Source organism: Bradyrhizobium sp. USDA 10063 (assembly GCF_054063735.1).
On record NZ_JBSSGP010000002.1, the window covers coordinates 4,721,349 to 4,737,564 of the forward strand.

The 16,216-nt window shown below is 64.2% G+C and carries 17 protein-coding genes; 6 read left to right on the forward strand and 11 right to left on the reverse strand.

The annotated features are described in order from the left end of the window. Positions 1 to 111 precede the first annotated feature (111 nt). The 3 genes from ACVJGD_RS24380 (at position 112) to ACVJGD_RS24390 (ending at position 2,974) form a co-directional block, all read left to right on the forward strand. Positions 112 to 1,800 carry a long-chain-fatty-acid--CoA ligase gene (locus ACVJGD_RS24380; RefSeq protein WP_456636692.1) on the forward strand — a complete coding sequence of 563 codons (1,689 nt, stop codon included), beginning with the start codon at positions 112 to 114 and terminating at the stop codon, positions 1,798 to 1,800. Between the two features lie 26 nt (positions 1,801 to 1,826). Beyond that, positions 1,827 to 2,381, forward strand: a complete 555-nt coding sequence (locus ACVJGD_RS24385; RefSeq protein ID WP_456636693.1) for a DUF924 family protein — start codon at positions 1,827 to 1,829, stop codon at positions 2,379 to 2,381. 107 nt (positions 2,382 to 2,488) lie between these two features. Next, complete coding sequence (locus tag ACVJGD_RS24390) at positions 2,489 to 2,974, forward strand: redoxin family protein (RefSeq protein ID WP_456636694.1); 486 nt, start codon at positions 2,489 to 2,491, stop codon at positions 2,972 to 2,974. A gap of 217 nt (positions 2,975 to 3,191) precedes the next feature. On the opposite strand, the gene rnhA is transcribed toward ACVJGD_RS24390, so the two are convergent. The 3 genes from rnhA to ispH are packed head-to-tail and all read right to left on the reverse strand — an operon-like array spanning position 3,192 to position 5,608. After that, positions 3,192 to 3,656 (reverse strand): ribonuclease HI, encoded by a 465-nt coding sequence (rnhA, locus tag ACVJGD_RS24395; protein WP_456636695.1) that lies wholly within the window; start codon positions 3,654 to 3,656, stop codon positions 3,192 to 3,194. Continuing rightward, positions 3,653 to 4,633: a homoserine kinase gene (locus tag ACVJGD_RS24400; RefSeq protein ID WP_456636696.1), complete on the reverse strand. Its 981-nt coding sequence runs from the start codon at positions 4,631 to 4,633 to the stop codon at positions 3,653 to 3,655. The genes rnhA and ACVJGD_RS24400 overlap by 4 nt, the downstream gene beginning before the upstream one ends. 6 nt (positions 4,634 to 4,639) lie before the next feature. Beyond that, on the reverse strand, positions 4,640 to 5,608 hold the full coding sequence (ispH, locus tag ACVJGD_RS24405) for a 4-hydroxy-3-methylbut-2-enyl diphosphate reductase (protein ID WP_456636697.1): 969 nt from the start codon (positions 5,606 to 5,608) through the stop codon (positions 4,640 to 4,642). A 217-nt stretch (positions 5,609 to 5,825) separates the two neighbouring features. On the opposite strand from ispH, the gene ACVJGD_RS24410 reads away from it, so the two are divergent. Beyond that, a complete protein-coding gene (locus tag ACVJGD_RS24410; protein ID WP_456636698.1) occupies positions 5,826 to 6,518 on the forward strand; it encodes a DUF1013 domain-containing protein in 693 nt (230 codons plus the stop codon). A gap of 204 nt (positions 6,519 to 6,722) precedes the next feature. Here ACVJGD_RS24410 and ACVJGD_RS24415 read toward each other — a convergent pair whose 3' ends face one another. The 6 genes from ACVJGD_RS24415 to ACVJGD_RS24440 form a co-directional block, all read right to left on the reverse strand. Then, entirely contained in the window at positions 6,723 to 6,941 is a 219-nt protein-coding gene (locus ACVJGD_RS24415; RefSeq protein ID WP_456636699.1) for an alkylphosphonate utilization protein, read from the reverse strand. A 242-nt stretch (positions 6,942 to 7,183) separates the two neighbouring features. Beyond that, positions 7,184 to 7,918, reverse strand: a complete 735-nt coding sequence (locus tag ACVJGD_RS24420) for an OmpW/AlkL family protein (protein ID WP_456636700.1) — start codon at positions 7,916 to 7,918, stop codon at positions 7,184 to 7,186. Positions 7,919 to 8,232: 314 nt separating this feature from the next. Beyond that, positions 8,233 to 8,439: a DUF6494 family protein gene (locus ACVJGD_RS24425; protein WP_456636701.1), complete on the reverse strand. Its 207-nt coding sequence runs from the start codon at positions 8,437 to 8,439 to the stop codon at positions 8,233 to 8,235. Positions 8,440 to 8,455: 16 nt separating this feature from the next. Next, a complete protein-coding gene (locus ACVJGD_RS24430) occupies positions 8,456 to 8,725 on the reverse strand; it encodes a hypothetical protein (protein WP_456636702.1) in 270 nt (89 codons plus the stop codon). 140 nt (positions 8,726 to 8,865) lie between these two features. Further along, entirely contained in the window at positions 8,866 to 10,773 is a 1,908-nt protein-coding gene (locus tag ACVJGD_RS24435; protein ID WP_456636703.1) for a propionyl-CoA synthetase, read from the reverse strand. A 255-nt stretch (positions 10,774 to 11,028) separates the two neighbouring features. After that, a complete protein-coding gene (locus ACVJGD_RS24440) occupies positions 11,029 to 11,742 on the reverse strand; it encodes a tetratricopeptide repeat protein (RefSeq protein WP_456640356.1) in 714 nt (237 codons plus the stop codon). Between the two features lie 204 nt (positions 11,743 to 11,946). Here ACVJGD_RS24440 and ACVJGD_RS24445 point away from each other — a divergent pair, with 204 nt between their 5' ends. Further along, the gene (locus ACVJGD_RS24445; protein ID WP_456636704.1) at positions 11,947 to 13,491 is read left to right on the forward strand and encodes a cation:proton antiporter; all 1,545 of its coding nucleotides are present in this window, start codon (positions 11,947 to 11,949) and stop codon (positions 13,489 to 13,491) included. A 10-nt stretch (positions 13,492 to 13,501) separates the two neighbouring features. Here ACVJGD_RS24445 and ACVJGD_RS24450 read toward each other — a convergent pair whose 3' ends face one another. Then, complete coding sequence (locus ACVJGD_RS24450) at positions 13,502 to 14,470, reverse strand: LysR family transcriptional regulator (protein WP_456636705.1); 969 nt, start codon at positions 14,468 to 14,470, stop codon at positions 13,502 to 13,504. Positions 14,471 to 14,580: 110 nt separating this feature from the next. Between ACVJGD_RS24450 and ACVJGD_RS24455 the strand changes: the two genes are divergently transcribed. Beyond that, a complete protein-coding gene (locus ACVJGD_RS24455) occupies positions 14,581 to 15,219 on the forward strand; it encodes a DUF924 family protein (RefSeq protein ID WP_456636706.1) in 639 nt (212 codons plus the stop codon). Between the two features lie 47 nt (positions 15,220 to 15,266). Here the strand turns inward: ACVJGD_RS24455 and ACVJGD_RS24460 are convergent, their stop codons facing one another. Continuing rightward, positions 15,267 to 16,070 carry an SDR family NAD(P)-dependent oxidoreductase gene (locus tag ACVJGD_RS24460; protein WP_456636707.1) on the reverse strand — a complete coding sequence of 268 codons (804 nt, stop codon included), beginning with the start codon at positions 16,068 to 16,070 and terminating at the stop codon, positions 15,267 to 15,269. Positions 16,071 to 16,216 lie beyond the last annotated feature (146 nt).

Sequence of the window (16,216 nt, forward strand, 5' to 3'; positions counted from 1 at the left end):
GATGCGTCGAAGCGGCGCGGGCGGCTTGCCATCGGCAGCCGGCTAGCCCAATACTGCCCAAAAGAAGGCAGTTCCGGGCCGCGGACCGGGAGACGAGGAGAGGGGATTTCCATGGAGCGCATCTGGCTCAAGCACTATCCGGCCGGCGTGCCCGCCGACATCGACGTCGCGCAATACTCATCACTGGTTGAGCTGCTCGAGGAAAGCTTTGCGAAGTTCGCCGATCGCAAGGCTTTCATCTGCATGGACAAGTCGATCACCTATCGCGAGCTCGACGAGATGTCGACCGCACTCGGCGCGTACTTGCAGAACCTCGGCCTCGAGAAGGGCGCACGCGTCGCACTGATGATGCCGAACGTGCTGCAATATCCGATCTCGACCGCCGCGGTGCTGCGCGCCGGATACGCGGTCGTCAACGTCAACCCGCTCTACACCCCGCGCGAGCTCGAGCACCAGCTCAAGGATTCCGGCGCGGAGGCCATCATCGTCCTGGAGAATTTCGCCGCCACCGTGCAGCAGGTGCTGGGCAAGACCTCGGTCAAGCACGTCATCGTCGGCAGCATGGGCGACCTGCTCGGCTTCAAGGGCGTGATCGTCAATCTGGTGGTGCGGCGGGTGAAGAAGATGGTGCCGCCGTTCTCGATCCCGCGCGCGATCCCGTTCAACACCGCTGTCGCCGCAGGCCGGGGCATGAAGCTCAATCGGCCCAGGATCACGCCCGATGACGCCGCCTTCCTGCAATATACCGGCGGCACCACCGGCATCTCCAAGGGAGCCACCCTGCTCCACCGCAACATCGTCGCCAACGTGTTGCAGAACGACGCATGGCTGCAGCCGGCGATCAAGAAGCCGCCGCATGTCGATCAGCTCTTCATCGTCTGCGCGCTGCCGCTCTACCACATCTTCGCGCTGACGGCCTGCTATCTGCTGGCGGTGCGCGCCGGCGGCGTCAACCTCCTGATCCCGAATCCGCGCGACCTGCCAGGCTTCGTCAAGGAACTCGCCAAATACCAGATCAACAGCTTCCCCGCCGTCAACACGCTCTACAATGGCCTGCTGAACACGCCCGGCTTCGACAGGCTCGATTTCTCCAAGCTGAAGACCTCCTTCGGCGGCGGCATGGCGACGCAAAAGCCGGTGGCCGAGAGATGGCTGGCGGTGACCGGCTGCGCGCTGTCGGAAGGCTACGGGCTATCAGAGACTTCGCCGACGCTGACCTGCAACCCCGCCGACACCGACAAGTTCTCCGGCTCGATCGGCCTGCCGGTGCCCTCGACCTATCTCTCGATCCGCGACGATGACGGCAATGAACTGCCGCTCGGGCAGGCCGGCGAGATCTGCGCCAAGGGCCCGCAGGTGATGGCGGGCTATTGGAACCGGCCGGACGAGACCGCCCGGGTGATGACATCGGACGGCTATTTCCGCACCGGCGACATCGGCGTGATGGACGAGAACGGCTACACCAAGATCGTCGACCGCAAGAAGGACATGATCCTGGTCTCCGGCTTCAACGTCTATCCGAACGAGATCGAGGAAGTGATCGCGAGCCATCCGGGCGTGCTCGAATGCGCCGTGATCGGCGTCGCCGACGCCAAGACCAGCGAGGCGGTGAAGGCCTTCATCGTCAGGAAAGACCCCAGCCTCACCGCCGAGGAGATCATCAAGTTCTGCAGCACCCAGCTCACCAACTACAAGGTGCCGAAGCAGATCGAGTTCAGGACCGAGCTGCCCAAGACCAACGTCGGCAAGATCCTGCGCCGCGAATTGCGCGACGAGAACAAGCCGGCGGCTGCGGCCTGAACCACGCGCGAGCGGACGTTGGGACGATGGCTGACGCTCGCGATGTCACGCCGGCCGAGATCCTGGCGTTCTGGCGCGCGGCCGGGCCCGACCGCTGGTACACGCCCGACGACGCGTTCGATGCAGAATTGCGCCGTCGCTATCTCGACCTCTGGCGGAAGGCGGCGGGCGGCGAATTGTCGTCATGGGAGGCAAGCGACGACGGCGCGCTGGCGCTCGTCATCGTGCTCGACCAGTTTCCCCGCAACATGTTCCGCGGCGACGCGCTGACCTATGCGAGCGACGCGCTGGCCCGCGAGGTGGCGCGCCGTGCCATCGACCGCGGGGCGGATTCGCGGATCGATCCCAACCTGCTCGAATTCCTCTATCTGCCCTTCATGCATTCGGAGCATCTGCCCGATCAGCTTCGCTGCATCGAGCTGTTCCGCCATGTCGGCAACACGGAGCAGTTGAAATACGCCGAGCACCACACCGATATCATCCGCCGGTTCGGGCGCTTCCCTCACCGCAACCGCATCCTGGGACGCGTGACCACGCCCGATGAGCAGGCCTTCCTGGATGAAGGCGGATTTTCCGGATGATGACGGAACGGTAAACATTCCCGGCCGTTGCGGTTTTGAGGGTCGCGATATTGTGCCCGCAGGCTGCACGGTCTACAAAACTCCAGCTCATTCAGGGAGAATGGACGATGACGATCCAAGTTGGCGGCAAGCTGCCCGATGCCAAGTTTCGCGTGATGACCGAGGAAGGTCCGCAGGTGCGGACCACCGATGATGTCTTCAAGGGCAAGAAAGTGGCGCTGTTCGCAGTGCCCGGCGCTTACACCGGCACCTGCCACAAGATGCATCTGCCGAGCATCTTCCTCAACGCCTACGCCATCAAGGACAAGGGCGTCGACACCATCGCGATCGTCTCGGTCAACGATGCCTTCGTCATGAACGCCTGGAAGCGCGACACCGACCAGCGCAACGAGGCGCTGTTCCTCGCCGACGGCAATGCCGATTTCACCAAGGCGATCGGCATGGAGCTCGATGCCTCCGGCAACGGGCTCGGCATCCGCTCCAAGCGCTATTCGATGCTGGTCGAGGACGGCGTGGTGAAGAAGCTCAACCTCGAGCCGGCCCCGGGCAAGGTCGAGGTCTCCGGCGGAGACACGCTGCTGGCGCAGTTGTGAAGTTCATCCGTCATTGCGAGCGAAGCGAAGCAATCCATCTCACCGCACACGCGGACGCATGGATTGCTTCGTCGCTATGCTCCTCGCAATGACGAGCTCAGGCTGCTACGGCCCATCAACGAACGCCGTCATGCCCGGGCTTGTTGCTTCCGAACGCGCAGCGAGACGTGGATGGCCGGGACGAGCCCGGCCATGACGAATGCGGCAAAATCGCGCGCTACTGCCCCACTTTCTCCTTCAGCCGCGCCATGGCGACGCCCTCGCGGGCGAGCTGGTCGGCGCGCTCGTTTTCCGCATGGCCGGCGTGGCCCTTGATCCAGTGCCAGCGCACCTCGTGCGGCTTCAGCGCGGCGTCTAACCGCTGCCATAGCTCGACATTCTTCACGGGCTTCTTGTCGGCGGTGCGCCAGCCGTTCCGCTTCCAGCCGAAGATCCAGCCGGTGATGCCCTGGCGGACATACTGGCTGTCGGTGGTGAGATCGACCACGCACGGTTTCTTCAGCGCCTCCAGCGCCGAGATCGCCGCCATCAATTCCATGCGGTTGTTGGTGGTGTGGGTCTCGCCACCCTTCAATTCCTTCTCGACGTCGCCGAATTTCAGGATCGCGCCCCAGCCGCCCGGGCCGGGATTGCCGGAGCAGGCGCCATCGGTGAAGACAGTCACATGCGGCTTTTCGCTCACGCCACACACCCCGGCTGCGTCACGCCATAGTCGCTGAGCGTCTTCACGCTCTGATGGAAGCGCAGCTTGCGGACGTATTCCAGGGGATCCTTCGGTTTCACCAGCGCGCCGGGTGGCACGTTGAGGAAATCGACCAGCCGCGTCAGCAGGAAGCGCAGCGCGGCGCCGCGCGCAAGCAGCGGCAGCGCCGCCTGCTCGCCCTCCGACAGCGGCCGCGCCCGGCCGTACGCATTGAGCAGCGCGCGCGCCTTCGTCGCGTTGAAGGAGTGGTCCGGCTCGAAGCACCAGGCATTCAGGCAGATCGCCACGTCATAGGCCAGGATGTCGTTGCAGGAGAACGGGAAGTCGATCAGGCCCGACAGCCTGTCGCCGAGGAAGAACACGTTGTCCGGAAACAGATCGGCATGGATGACGCCAACCGGCAGATCGGTGGGCCAATTCGCCTCGAGATATCCAAGCTCGCGATCGACGAAATCGCGCAGGCCCGGCTGCACGCTGTCGGCGCGCGAGCTGGCAAGATCGAACAGCGGCCGCCAGCCGGCAACCGAGAGCGGATTCTGCCGGAACATCGGAAAATCGAGGCCGGCAAGATGCATCTTCGCCAGCGCTTCGCCGACAGCGCCGCAATGTCCGACATTCGGCCGCCGCGGCCACATGCCTTCGAGGAAATTGATGATCGCGGCCGGCCGCCCCGCGAGACTGCTGTAGACCTCGCCCTTGCGGTTTCGCGCCGGCTGCGGGCAGCTCACGCCGCGCTCGGCGAGATGCGCCATCAGCGACAGGAAATAGGGAAGGTCATCCTCCGCAACGCGCTTTTCATAGAGCGTCAGGATGAACGAACCGCAGCTCGTATGCAGCAGGAAGTTGGAGTTCTCGACGCCCTCGGCGATCCCCTTGTAGGAGAGGAGATCGCCGATGTCGTAACTCTTCAGGAATTCCGCTAGCTCTTCGGCGGCGACGTCGGTGTAGACCGCCATAAAGGACTACTCGGCGGCGGCTTCAGGACGCAGCGAGCGCGGCAGCGGGAAGAACTCGTTCTCTTCCGCGGCCGAGACCGTCTCGACATGCAATTCAAAACGCTCGGCGAACGCGTCCATGATCTCTTCGACGATCACTTCCGGCGCGGAGGCGCCGGCGGTGATGCCGAGGCTCTTGATGCCCTCAAAGCGCTCCCAGTCGATGTCGCTGGCGCGCTGCGCCAGCACCGCGATCGGGCAGCCCTCGCGTTCGGCGACCTCGCGCAGGCGCTGCGAGTTGGAGGAGTTCGGCGCGCCGACCACGATCAGCGCATCGACCACCGGTGCCACCTTCTTCACCGCGAGCTGGCGGTTGGTGGTGGCGTAGCAGATGTCCTCCTTGTGCGGCCCGTTGACGTTCGGGAAGCGCTCTTTCAGCAGCGCGACGATCTCGGCGGTGTCGTCGATCGACAGCGTGGTCTGGGTCACAAAGGCGAGGTTGTTGGGGTCCTTCGGGGTGAAGGTCTTGGCGTCCTCGGCGGTCTCGATCAGGGTCACGGCGCCCGGCGGCAACTGGCCGAGCGTGCCGACCACCTCCGGGTGGTGGGAGTGCCCGATCAGGAGGATCTCCCGGCCGCGCTTGAAATGGATCGCGGCCTCCCGGTGCACCTTGGTGACCAGCGGACAGGTGGCGTCCAGCGAGAACAAATGGCGCGCTTGCGCATCCGCTGGAACCGATTTCGGAACCCCGTGGGCAGAAAAAACCACTGGCGCGGTGGTATTTGCGGGAATTTCGGCCAGTTCCTCGACGAAAATCGCGCCCTTCTTCTTCAGGCCGTCAACGACATATTTGTTGTGGACGATCTCGTGCCGGACATAGACCGGGGCGCCGTAGATCGTCAGCGCGCGTTCCACGGTGTCGATCGCCCGGACCACCCCGGCACAGAAGCCGCGTGGCGAACAAAGCACGATTCTCAGGTCTGGTTTAGCTGGCATGGAGCGATCTCGCGACCGAATCACCCCTCGCCGGCGGGCAGGGAACGGTCAGTTGGGCTAGGACTTGGGCTCGGTTTCGGGCGGTGTCAAGGCACTCTAGCAGAACCATTGCGCCACCGGTACCCGAAGGATTATATAGGGCTTAATTCCCCGTCATCGCTGATGACCCCCCGGTTTCGCCTCCAAAGAGGTGGGCGAAGCACAAAGGAGATTTGCCATGAGCAACGCACCTCTGATGCCCAAGGCGACCGCCGTCTGGCTGCTTGACAACACCGCGCTGAGCTTCGACCAGGTCGCCGATTTCACCAAGATGCATCCCCTGGAGATCCGCGCCATCGCCGACGGCGACGCCGCGCAAGGCATCAAGGGCATGGACCCGATCTCGACCGGCCAACTGAGCCGCGACGAGATCGAAAAGGGCGAGAGAGACCCGAACTACCGCCTGAAGCTCGGCGAGAGCAAGGTGGCGCTGCCGCCGGCCGCCAAGCGGAAGGGGCCGCGCTACACCCCGGTGTCGCGCCGCCACGAGCGGCCGAGCGCGATCCTGTGGCTGGTCCGCAACCACCCCGAGCTGAAGGATGCCCAGATCATGCGGCTGGTCGGAACCACCAAGACCACGATCGCCAGCGTCCGCGACCGCACCCACTGGAATACCTCGACCCTGACCCCGATGGACCCGGTGACACTCGGCCTGTGCTCGCAGATCGAGCTCGATTTCGAGGTGCAACGCGCCGCCAAGGAGAAGCCGGCCACCGCCACCTATGGCGGCGCCACGCTGCTGCCGGCCTCCGAGACCACGCGGAAGGAGCCGGAATTCGAGCCCGCCGAGAAGAAGGGCGACGATCTCAACGTCGACGCCGTGTTCGCCAAGCTGAAGACGATCGGCGGCAAGAAGGAAGAGCAGGAGTAAATCTGCTTCGCTTTGGTCGTCAAAAATACAAACGCGGTGGGCCAACCCCGCCGCGTTTTTCGTTTTGAGCGATGCAACAACAGCCCTCAACCGTCATACCGCGCGAATGCGGGGTATCCAGTACGCCGCAGCTTATCGGTCCAACGACTGACGTCTCTGGAATACTGGATCACCCGCTTTCGCGGGTGACGACGAGTGGCGCCCTCACGCCTTCTTCAAGAACTCCGTGCGCAGGACGAGGCCCTTGACCTTGTCGGTGCGGCCTTCGATTTCGTCCTCATTGTCGGTGAGGTGGATGTTCTTGATCACCGTGCCGCGCTTCAAGACCGTGGACGAGCCTTTCAGCTTCAGGTCCTTGATCAGCGTGACGCTGTCGCCTTCGGCGAGCAGCGTGCCGTTTGAATCCCTAACCTTGATGTCCATGTGATGCTTTCCGCGGCGCGCGCTGAGATGGGAGGATGCCTGACCGATCCGTCTTAGAGCATGATCCGGAAAAGTGTGAAGCGGTTTTCCGAAAAGATCATGCTCAAACAATAATCTAAAGCGCGATGATGATTCATCCTCATCTCATCGCGCTTTAGCCCAATTCGGTTTCGTCCGTCACCTCATGCAAACGGCTGGCGGCGCCGGGCCCGGCTCCCGGCGCCGCCCCCCCCCCCGCGGCGTCAGAACTTGTAGACGACGCCGCCGCCCACCAGCCACGGATCGATATTGGCGCGCCCCGTGACTGGAATCGCGTTGTTGACGGTTGCCGAGTAATCCGGCCGCAGCCACAGCTTCTTCACGTCGACGTTGAGACCCCAGTGGCGGTCGAGCATGTAGTCGAAGCCGAACTGGACCGCGACGCCGACCTGGTTGCTGATGTGCAGATCCGTCACCGCAAGGCCGGCGACCGGCGTGTTGGCCGCGGACTGGTTGAAGAACACGGTGTAGTTGATGCCGGCACCGACATACGGCTTGAACGCGCCGAGGCCGGTGAAGTGATATTGCAGGGTCAGCGTCGGCGGCAACAGCCAGGCCTTACCGATGTCGAGCCCGTTGAGCGTCCCGGTACCGCTGATGTGATGCCTAGTTGCGCCGAGGATGAGTTCGGCGGCGAAGTTCTCGGTGAAGAAATAGGTAATGTCGAGCTCAGGAATGACTTGATCGCTGATCGAGAGCCCCGAATTCGGCGACGACAGGCCTGGTACACCGAAGACGTTGACCGAGCTGCCACCCGCATCCGGCAGCACGCCGAGCGCGCGCAGGCGGATCATCCAGGGGTTGAAGGTCTCCACCGGCGGCGGCGCTTTCGCCTTGTAGACCGGCGCCAGATCCGCAGCCTGCGCCGACATGGCGGCCCCACCGAACGCCGCCGCAAGCACGAGCAGCGACGCCGTCAAAATTGTTCTTGTTCTCATCAAATTCCCCATCGCCAAGTCTTCCATCGCCAAGTCCGCGCGGAAAGTCGCGCGTCGGCTCTCTCAGACCAGAAGCGGGACGATGAAGGATTTGATGCGGATCAAATCAGACGAGGCATGGCGCGATTACGTCGCACCGTTGCAAAAGTATCACGGCAAACGCCGATGCGATCCGGTCGTAGCGGTAGCGCGCTGCCTCGCTCGTCATACCCCGCGCATGCGGGGTATCCAGTACGTGGGTGGCATTTCGGCTCACGCATGACCGGCGCGGAATACTGGATGCCCCGCATGCGCGGGGCATGACGTCGGGGATTCTACCCGAGCGCGATGTCTTCCGAAACCTCGTGCTTCAGGCCGACGGCGTCGATGATCAGCGTCATTTTCGCCGCCAGTTTTTCGTTGCCCTTGAGGCGGCCGGAGTCGATGGCGTCACGTACGGCCTTTTCGATCTCGCGCTGCGAGGTGATGCCGACGCGCTTGAGGAATCGGCGCAGGCTTTCGTTGAAGACGTCCTCGTTCATGACGGCCCTCCTCTGCTCATGGCCTCACTGGATTGTTCAGCATGTATTCGCCGAGATTGCGCTGACGACGGTCGGCGCGCGCGTCGGCCTGCTGCCGCTGGACGTCGCGATCCTTGCGGCAGGCGACATATTCGGGCGAGCCCTGCTGGACGTTGTTGGCGCGGCAGAACGCGTCGTCATCGCCCGCGGCATCGGCCAGCGGCGCCGTTCTCCGCTCAAGGCAGCCGACGAGCAACGGTGCGATGAGCAGGAGCGCGATGGGGGCTCGGGCGAAGTAACGTCGCATGCGTGGGTTCCCTCTTTCGTCATTGCCGGGCGCCCGTCCCCGACCCGATCGGGGATGACCCGGCAATCCATCGAAAAGATGGCGGCTTCTCTGATCTTGATGGATGCCCGGGTCAAGCCCCGGCATGACGATTCCGACGGTTACACCCTCCCCTTCAGCGCGTCGCCGATCTCGTCGAGCACCTTGGGGTCCTCGATCGTGGCCGGCATGGTCCAGGCCTCGCCGTCGGCGATCTTCTTGATGGTGCCGCGGAGGATCTTTCCGGAGCGCGTCTTCGGCAGACGCCCGACGGTGATTGCGAGCTTGAAGGCGGCGACCGGCCCGAGCTTTTCGCGCACCAATGCGACGATCTCCTTCTCGATCGCGGCGGGCGGGCGGCTGACGCCGGCCTTCAGCACCAGGAAACCGCAGGGCACTTCGCCCTTGATCGCATCCTTGACGCCGAGCACGGCGCATTCGGCGACATCGGGATGCGATGCCAGGATTTCCTCCATGCCGCCGGTGGAGAGGCGGTGGCCGGCGACATTGATGATGTCGTCGGTGCGGCCCATCACCCAGACATAGCCGTCCTCATCCTTGTAGCCGGCGTCCGACGTCTTGTAGTAGCCGGGGAATTCGGAGAGGTAAGATTCCTTGAAGCGCTCATCCTGCTCCCACAGCGTCGGCAGGCAGGCGGGCGGCATCGGCAGCTTGATCACGATCGAGCCCATGGTGCCCGTGGGCACCGGCCTTGCGGCTTCATCGACCACGTCGACCTGGTAGCCCGGCATCGGCACCGTCGGCGAGCCGTGCTTGACCGGCAGCATGCCTAACCCCACCGGATTGCCCGCGATGCACCAGCCGGTCTCGGTCTGCCACCAATGGTCGATCACCGGCACCTTCAATTGGGCTTCCGCCCATTCCACCGTCGGCGGATCGGCGCGCTCGCCGGCAAGGAAGAGCGTGCGGAAGCTTGTGAGGTCATACTGCCGGATGAACTTGCCTTCCGGATCCTCCTTGCGGATGGCGCGGAAGGCGGTCGGCGCGGTGAAGAACGCGACCGCCTTGTGCTCGGAGATCACCCGCCAGAACGCGCCGGCATCGGGCGTGCCGACCGGCTTGCCTTCATACATGATCGAGGTCGCGCCATGGATCAGCGGGCCGTAAACGATATAGCTGTGGCCGACCACCCAACCGATGTCGGAGCCGCACCACCAGACCTCGCCGGGCTTGACGCCATAGAGGTTGAACATCGACCATTTCAGCGCAACAAGATGTCCGCCATTGTCGCGCACAACGCCCTTCGGGATTCCCGTCGTGCCCGAGGTGTAGAGGATGTAGAGTGGGTCGGTCGCGAGCACCGGAACGCAAGGCGCGGCCTTGCCGGCATCGAGCGCGGCGCGGCGCAGATTGGCCCAGTCGTGATCGCGGCCGGCGGTAAGCTCGCATTCATGCTGCGGGCGCTGCAGGATGATGCAGCTTTCCGGCTTGGCGCCGGCGAGCTTGATCGCCTCATCCAATAGCGGCTTGTACTGCACGATGCGGCCAGGCTCGATGCCGCAGCTCGCCGAGAAGATCAGCTTCGGCTTGGCGTCATCAATGCGGCTGGCGAGCTCCTTTGCGGCAAAGCCGCCGAACACCACGCTGTGCACCGCGCCGATCCGCGCGCAGGCCAGCATCGCCACGACGGCTTCCGGCACCATCGGCATATAGAGGATGACGCGGTCGCCCTTCGCCACGCCGAAGTCCTGCATGACCGCGGCGAGCGTCTGCACCTCTTTCAGAAGCTCGGCATAGGTGAATTTCGTGATGCTGCCGGTGAGCGGGGAATCGTGGATCAGTGCCACCTGGTCGGCGCGGCCGCCTGCGACGTGGCGGTCGAGCGCGTTGTAGCAGGTGTTGACGACGGCGCCCGTGAACCAGCGCCCATAGACGCCGACCGAAGGATCGAAAATCTTCCTGGCCGGTTCGATCCAGTCGATCTCCCGCGCCGCCTCACTCCAGAAGCTATCGGGGTCAGCCAGCGAGCGGGCATGGACCTCGTGATAGCGGCTGTTGCGAATGTTCATGGCGTTCCTCCCGGCGTTATAGCCACGCATTGTCACGGAGAGCGGCCATGATTCAAGCCGAAAAGAGCGCGCCATTCGACTAACAGGGCGAGCCGCGACTTCCACCTCTCCCAAGGGGAGAGTCGGCGCGCAGCGCCGGGTGAGGGGTTCAGGTCCCACGAGAGACCGGAACCCCTCACCCGATTTGCTCTGGACGATGCTTCGCATCGCCAGGCGCAAATCGACCTCTCCCTGCGGGAGAGGTGAAAAAGGGAGCTAATGCCCGTCGACCCCGTTCAGCTTGTCCAGCCGCTGCTGCATCGCCTTCTGCAGGTCGTAGCCGGGACGGCCGAACTGGGCATTGCGGCGGGCAATGAATTCGTCCTGCTCGCGCTGCAGGGCGCGGGCGGCACGCGGGGTCTCGGCCTCGCGGACCACCCTCGCATTCGCCGCGAAGATCTCGCGATCGAGGTCGGCGATACCAGGGTTGGCGCAGATGACCTTCTCCACTGCGCGGCGGGCCTTGGCGCAATTGAAACTCGGCTTGCCGGCAACGGCCATCAGCGCGCCCAGGCGCTCCAATTCCAACGCCAGCGACTTGTAGTTGGCGCGCGCCGCGGCGTGATCCGGGTTCAGCTTGATCGCCGCACCGAAATCGGCGAGCGCCTTGGGTCGGTCGCCCTTCTTGCGCCAGAGCTCACCGCGCGCGTTGAAGATATCGGCGAGCGTCGGATCCATTGTCAGCGCGGAGTCATAATCGGAGATCGCGCGGTCGATCATGTCCTTGCGGGCATAGGCGTCACCCCGCGCGATCAGCGCCTTGACGCGATCGGCCTTGGCGGTGTTTTCGTTGTCGATCAGCGCCGTGCAGAGATCGACGACCTTGTCGTCATCGTCAGCGCCGGCCGCAGCGAGGCAGGGCGCGGGGTCGGCCTGCACATCCTTGAGCGGCTCTACGCTGGTTGCAAATGCATGCTGCGCAAGCGCCATGCAAAGGCTCGACGCGACGATGACGCGCCGGATGAAGAGCCAGGATTGCATCGATTGGTCCGGCAGGAATTCTTAAATCTCGGGCCAATGGTAGCAAACGGCGCCTGCCCCGCACAGCGGGAGATTTGTCGCTACCCTGCGCTTGCCCGTGGGCCCGCAAACTGATGCTAGACTAGCCAATGACTGCCAACGGGAATTTGACACGTGTCTACCTTCGAATGGATCATTATCCTGCTGCTCGCCGCCATTCCGCTATCAGCGGTGGCGCGACGGATCAACGTGCCCTATCCGACCTTCCTTGCGGTCGGCGGCGTGCTCCTGACCTTCCTGCCGTCGGGGCCGTCCTGGACATTGGAACCCAGTCTCGCGCTGGCGCTGTTCGTGGCGCCTGTGCTGCTCGATGCCGCGTTCGATACGTCGCTCCGCGATCTCCGCAACAACTGGCTGCCGGTATCGATGCTGGTGCTGGCGGCGGTCGGCACCACGACCGTCGCCGTCGCGCTGGTGGCGCATTGGCTGAGGCCGGACATGCCATGGGCCGCGGCAGTCGCGCTGGGCGCCATCGTCGCTCCGCCGGATGCGGCGGCCGCGGTCGCGATCCTGCGCCAGGTCAAGCTGCCTTATCGACTCCTGAAGATCCTCGAGGGCGAAAGCCTGCTCAATGACGCCTCCGCACTCCTGATCTATCGCGTCGCCGTCGGTGCCGTCGCGGTCGAACACCTGAAGCTGCGCGAATTTGCGCCGTCACTGGTGCTGGCGGTGGTCGGCAGTCTGATCGCCGGCTACCTCTTCGCGCGGCTTTCGATGTTGCTGACGCGCCGAATTACCTACGCGCCGAGCGCGATCATCACCCAGTTCGGCGGCACGTTCATGGCGTGGATCATCGCCGAACATATCGGCCTGTCCGGCATCCTCACCATCGTGGTCTACGCCATCACCATGGCGCGCACTGTGCCGGCGCGGACGCCGGCGCGCCTGCGCGTGCCGTCCTACGCAGTGTGGGAGACCGTGGTGTTCGTGCTCAACGTGCTCGCCTTCATGCTGATCGGCATGCAGCTCAAGCCGATCTGGGCAGGGCTCGACGAAATCGTGCGCGTCGAATATTGCATCTTTGCCGCCAGCGTGCTGGCGGCCGTGGTCCTCGCGCGCATCGGCTGGGTCATGAGCTATGGCGCCGTCGTGAGGCGGCTGGTGGCGTGGGGACTGTTTCATCCCGGGCGTGCCGCGCCGCCGCCGACGGTCAAGGGCGGCATCGTGGTTTCCTGGTGCGGCATGCGCGGCATCGTCACGCTGGCGGCCGCCTTTGCATTGCCGGAAGACTTTCCGTATCGCGACCTGATCCTGCTGACAGCCTTTTCGGTGGTATTTGGGACGCTGGTGATCCAGGGCTTGACCCTGCGGCCTTTGATCCAGGCGCTGGGCCTGAAGGACGACGACCCGGTGGCGGCCGAGGCGGCGCGCGCCCGTGCCATCGCCTTTCGCGCTGCGCTGGAGGAGATCGACAGCGATCCGTCCGAAGAGGCCGAAATCCTCAGGCTGGAGTATCGCGCGCTGCTGATGCGCGCCGAGACCGATCCTGACGGCGGCGTCACGTCGAGCGAGCTTCCCGCGGATCCCTTAAGGCGCCGCGCGATCAGCGCCGCCCGGCAATCGCTGTTGACGCTGCGAGAATCGGAGGAGATCGGCGACGATGCGTTTCACCTCATCGAGGAGGAGCTCGACCGTGCGGAATTGAGCGCACAGGCTTAGCGACCGGTTCCTATTTCCCGCCGCGCTTGGCCGGCCGATCCTCGACCACCTCGCACAAGAGGTCGAACAGCCAGGCAAGGCCTGCATCCATCAGCGCGACCTTGGGCACGGCGGCGCGAATCGAGAAGCTGCGGAGCCGCAACGGCACGTCCCTGCTCACCAGCGCAAAGCGCCTGGCATGCATGGCCACGAAGCGCCGTGGCATTGCGGCGATCAGCTCCTTTTCTGCGACCATTGCGAGACCGGACGCGAAATCGGGCACGGTGAGCGCGACGCGGCGTACGAGGCCCTGTTTCGCCAGCGCCTCGTCGACAAAGCCATAAGCGTCTCCCGTCATCGAGACGACCAGATGCTGCGCGCGGCAGAACCGCTCCAGTGTCGGCCGCACCGCGAACGGATGACGCGGGCGAGCGACCACGACGAAATCTTCTTCATAGAGCGGACGGGCGACAAAGCGCGGTGGGGTAAGGTCGATCGGCGCGACAGCGATATCCATCGTCCCGCTCTCCAGCTCGGCAAGAACCGGCATCCACGCACGCTCGACCGACTGCCCGCCCCGCGGCGGCAGCAATTGCCGCAGCCCGATGTCGATGCCTGGAGCGCGGCTTTGCAATGCCGCAAGCAGCGGCGGCAGGAACACGGACGAGACGCCGTCCGGCGCCCCGATCACGAAACGCCGCGCTGATTTCGTGGCGTCAAATGGTTCTGCGCCGGCAAGCACGTGGCGGGCACGAGCCAGCAGCTCCGCGATTGGCTCCGCCAGCGCCGTGGCGCGCGCAGTCGGCACCACGCCTTTCGGCGTACGAAGAAACAGGGGATCGTTGAGCAGGCGCCGCAACCGCCCGAGGCCATGACTGACGGCCGATGGCGTCAAGTTGAGCCGCACGGCGGCGCGCCCGACATGGCGCTCTCGAAAAATCACCTCGAACAGCGTCAGCAGGTTCAGGTCGGCACGCGCGAGATTAATCTCGTTCAGCATATCGTACAAATCATATCATTGGATTCATCATGCTCCAACGGCCAGTTTGGGCGGCAATCGACGGAGCCGAATTTGCGGCTGCATCCATGGTCGAACAACAGGAGCAAGGCATGTCATTGCGCCGTGAAATCGGCAGCGCCGCGGCAAGTCGCGAGGGCTTTGTCGAGCAGGAATTTCATGCCGGCAGGGATTTGCGCGCGGCTCAGGCGGCGCCTGCCACGGCGGAACAGGTCGTTGCGTTCTGGCGGGAAGCCGGTCCCGCGCTATGGTTTGCCAAGGATGCTGCGTTCGATCGGCGTTTTCGCGAGAGATTCCTGGACGCGCACGAAGCAGCGCTCCGCGGCGAACTGGACGGCTGCCAGGCGACGCCGAACGGCGTGCTGGCATTGATCATCCTGCTGGATCAGTTTCCTCGCAACGCCTTCCGCGGCACGCCGCGCATGTATGCGAGCGATGCCCATGCCCGCCGGATTGCCGACAACGCGATTGTCGCGGGGCTTGACCAGCGCCTTCCGGACGATCTCAGGACCTTCATTTATCTCCCGTTCGCGCATTCCGAAGACATCGCTGATCAGGCCCGCTCGGTCGCATTGTTTCGGCAGCTCGGAGAACCCGGCGTTTCGAACTCACGGCGTCACCGGGACATCATCCAGCGTTTCGGTCGCTTTCCCCACCGCAATCCGATTCTCGGCCGCAGCATGACCATCGAGGAACGGGATTTCCTCGATCGGGGCGGATATGCCGGATGACGAAAAAGGCTTGCGGCAGCTTGGCCCTCGCGCGATAGCGCTGGACATCAACTGACCTTGCAGGTGATCCCGCCGTCGACGACGAGTTCGATGCCGGTGACATATTTCGATTCATCCGAGGCCAGGAACAGCGCGGCGTTGGCGACGTCCCACGCCTCGCCCATGTGGCCCATCGGCACCTGCGCGTCGCGGGCGCGCCACATCGCATCCACATCGCCCGCGGAATAGCTGGCGGCGAGCCCGGCGGAATGCGCCACCATCGGCGTCTTCATCAGGCCGGGCAGGATCGCGTTCACACGTACATGGTCGGGCGCGAACTGCACCGCCGTGGTGCGCGTCATCTGGTTCATCGCCGCCTTCGTGGTGGCGTAGGTGACGTAGGAGATGCCGAGATGGCGGATGGAAGCGATTGAGGAGATGTTGATGATCGAGCCGCCGCCCTGCTTCTGCATCACGGGGATCACGTGCTTCATCGCAAGATAGGCACTCTTGAGGTTGACGGCGAACACGCGGTCCCATTCCGCTTCGCTCACCTCGACGACGCTGCCCATCTCGGCGATGCCGACATTGTTGTCGAGCACGTCGATGCGGCCATACGTCTTCAGGCAGGCCGCGACCATCGCCTCGACGTCGGCTGCACGCGAGACGTCCGCGGTGAACGCGGTCGCCTTGCCGCCCTCGCCGGTGATGATGCTGGCGGTCTCTTCCGCGGCAGCCGCGTTGCGGTCGACGCAGAACACGCTGGCGCCTTCCCGCGCAAAGGTGACGGCGGTTGCCTTGCCATTGCCCCAGCCCGGCCCGATCGAGCCGGCGCCAACCACCATCGCAACTTTACCCTTGAGCCGATCCATGGTTTCTCCCCTGTTGTTGTTGGTATTGCAGCCCGGCGCCCGCGGTCAACCCAATCTGGCTGATGTGCCCGATGCAAAGTCCGCATGCATCATCCGAAAGTCGCAGGCGCGATGCCCCTTGCAACGCTTCCCCCAAACCAGCATGA

Coding starts and splice junctions, on each gene's coding strand:
- ACVJGD_RS24460 (WP_456636707.1), bottom strand. CDS start 16,070: ATGGATCGGCTCAAGGGTAAAGTTGCGATGGTGGTTGGCGCCGGCTCG.
- ACVJGD_RS24420 (WP_456636700.1), bottom strand. CDS start 7,918: ATGAGAACAAGAACAATTTTGACGGCGTCGCTGCTCGTGCTTGCGGCG.
- ACVJGD_RS24385 (WP_456636693.1), top strand. CDS start 1,827: ATGGCTGACGCTCGCGATGTCACGCCGGCCGAGATCCTGGCGTTCTGG.
- ACVJGD_RS24450 (WP_456636705.1), bottom strand. CDS start 14,470: ATGCTGAACGAGATTAATCTCGCGCGTGCCGACCTGAACCTGCTGACG.
- ACVJGD_RS24380 (WP_456636692.1), top strand. CDS start 112: ATGGAGCGCATCTGGCTCAAGCACTATCCGGCCGGCGTGCCCGCCGAC.
- ACVJGD_RS24390 (WP_456636694.1), top strand. CDS start 2,489: ATGACGATCCAAGTTGGCGGCAAGCTGCCCGATGCCAAGTTTCGCGTG.
- ACVJGD_RS24415 (WP_456636699.1), bottom strand. CDS start 6,941: ATGGACATCAAGGTTAGGGATTCAAACGGCACGCTGCTCGCCGAAGGC.
- ACVJGD_RS24455 (WP_456636706.1), top strand. CDS start 14,581: ATGTCATTGCGCCGTGAAATCGGCAGCGCCGCGGCAAGTCGCGAGGGC.
- ACVJGD_RS24400 (WP_456636696.1), bottom strand. CDS start 4,633: ATGGCGGTCTACACCGACGTCGCCGCCGAAGAGCTAGCGGAATTCCTG.
- ACVJGD_RS24425 (WP_456636701.1), bottom strand. CDS start 8,439: ATGAACGAGGACGTCTTCAACGAAAGCCTGCGCCGATTCCTCAAGCGC.
- ACVJGD_RS24430 (WP_456636702.1), bottom strand. CDS start 8,725: ATGCGACGTTACTTCGCCCGAGCCCCCATCGCGCTCCTGCTCATCGCA.
- ispH (WP_456636697.1), bottom strand. CDS start 5,608: ATGCCAGCTAAACCAGACCTGAGAATCGTGCTTTGTTCGCCACGCGGC.
- ACVJGD_RS24440 (WP_456640356.1), bottom strand. CDS start 11,742: ATGGCGCTTGCGCAGCATGCATTTGCAACCAGCGTAGAGCCGCTCAAG.
- ACVJGD_RS24410 (WP_456636698.1), top strand. CDS start 5,826: ATGAGCAACGCACCTCTGATGCCCAAGGCGACCGCCGTCTGGCTGCTT.
- ACVJGD_RS24435 (WP_456636703.1), bottom strand. CDS start 10,773: ATGAACATTCGCAACAGCCGCTATCACGAGGTCCATGCCCGCTCGCTG.